Source organism: Streptomyces sp. NPDC059247, from assembly GCF_042754005.1.
GTDB lineage: Bacteria > Actinomycetota > Actinomycetes > Streptomycetales > Streptomycetaceae > Streptomyces.
Genome location: NZ_JBHYZW010000059.1, coordinates 1 through 1,514, shown reverse-complemented (window position 1 = coordinate 1,514; position 1,514 = coordinate 1). Strand labels below are relative to the sequence as shown.

The following is a 1,514-nucleotide window of genomic DNA, read 5'->3' as shown; positions in this document are numbered from 1 at the left end:
AGCAGGATTTCGCTGTCTGAGCTGTGGCTTTCACCGGGCGGCGGGAGTGTAGTGGGCTGATAGGTGGTCGGGGGCGGTCTCATGGAGGCCGCCCCCCGAACGTGTGCAGCCGACGCTGGTAGTGACAGCGTTCGGGGAAGCCTTCCCGTGTGATCACCGAAAGTGCTGCTGAGCAGTGGGACCTGGAGCTGGACGACCTCTTCCTGACCATCGGCCACCGTTTCCGCCGCGTCGAGCTCCGCCGCCGTATGCGTGACTACGTGCGTGGCCTGCTCGCCCCGGTCGCTCGCAAGAACAGCTGGCAGCTGGCCGAGCAGGCGGGCCACGCCACTCCTGACGGCCTGCAGCACCTGCTGGCCGGTGCGAAGTGGGAAGCCGACGACATCCGCGACGACCTGCAGGAATACATAGCCGACAAGCTGGGAGAAGACGACGGAGTCCTCGTCGTCGACGACACCGGATTCATCAAGAAGGGCACCACGTCCGCCGGGGTCCAGCGTCAGTACTCCGGAACCGCAGGCCGCACCGAGAACTGCCAGATAGGCGTCTTCGTCGCCTACTCCACCACGCGCGGCCGGGCACTGGTCGACCGCGAGCTCTACCTCCCCAAGGTGTGGGCCGAGGACCGCGAACGCTGCCGGACGGCCAGAGTCCCCGGCGGCCGGGAGTTCGCCACCAAGAGCCAACTGGCCCGCCGCATGGTGCTTCGTGCCCTCGCCTCGCCGCTGCCCGTCGCCTGGGTCACCGCGGACTCCGCCTACGGACAGGACGGCCGTTTCCGCCGGCTGCTGGAGCAGTCGGGCGTCGGCTACGTCCTGGCCGTTCCCAAGTCGCAGTTCACCGTGGGCTGCCCCCGCGTCGAGGGCCTGTTCGCCCAGGCCCCGGACGAGGCGTGGGAGAAGATCTCCTGCGGCGACGGCGCGAAGGGACCGCGCCTCTACCACTGGGCGGCGGTGCGGCTGCCGGCCGTCGCCGAGTTCGACTACCAGGGCGAGGTCCCCTGCCGGATGCGGTGGGCGCTGGCCCGCCGCAGCATCCGCAGGCCCGACGAGATCGCCTACTACCTCGCCTACGCCCCGCTGGAGACCACCGCCCACCAACTGGTACGGATCGCCGGGGCGCGCTGGGCAATCGAGGAGTGCTTCCAGGCCGCGAAGAACGAATGCGGCCTGGACCAGTACGAAGTCCGCCGGTACGTCGGCTGGTACCGGCACATCACGCTCGCCATGCTCGCGCACGCCTTCCTCGCGGCCACGGCACAGCAGGACCGGGAAAAGGGGGCGGAACCGGTGAGGCCGCCGGGGCCGTCGAGCTCACCGTGGCGGAGGTTCGGCGACTCCTGGCAGCTTGTTGCCCCCGACCCCCACACCTGAGCGGACACAGAGGCCGACGCCACGCGATGAACTGGTCACGCTGGCGCCGACAACGCCAGGCCGTTGCACGCCACTATCACTACCAGCGTCGGCTGCACACGTTCGAGGGGCGGCCTCCATGAGACCGCCCCCGACCACCTA

At 69.5% G+C, this 1,514-nt stretch carries 1 protein-coding gene; it reads left to right on the top strand.

All coding sequences use genetic code 11. The features are described from left to right. Positions 1 to 149 precede the first annotated feature (149 nt). Positions 150 to 1,373: an IS701 family transposase gene (locus tag ACFXGN_RS32775; protein WP_384866080.1), complete on the top strand. Its 1,224-nt coding sequence runs from the start codon at positions 150 to 152 to the stop codon at positions 1,371 to 1,373. Positions 1,374 to 1,514 lie beyond the last annotated feature (141 nt).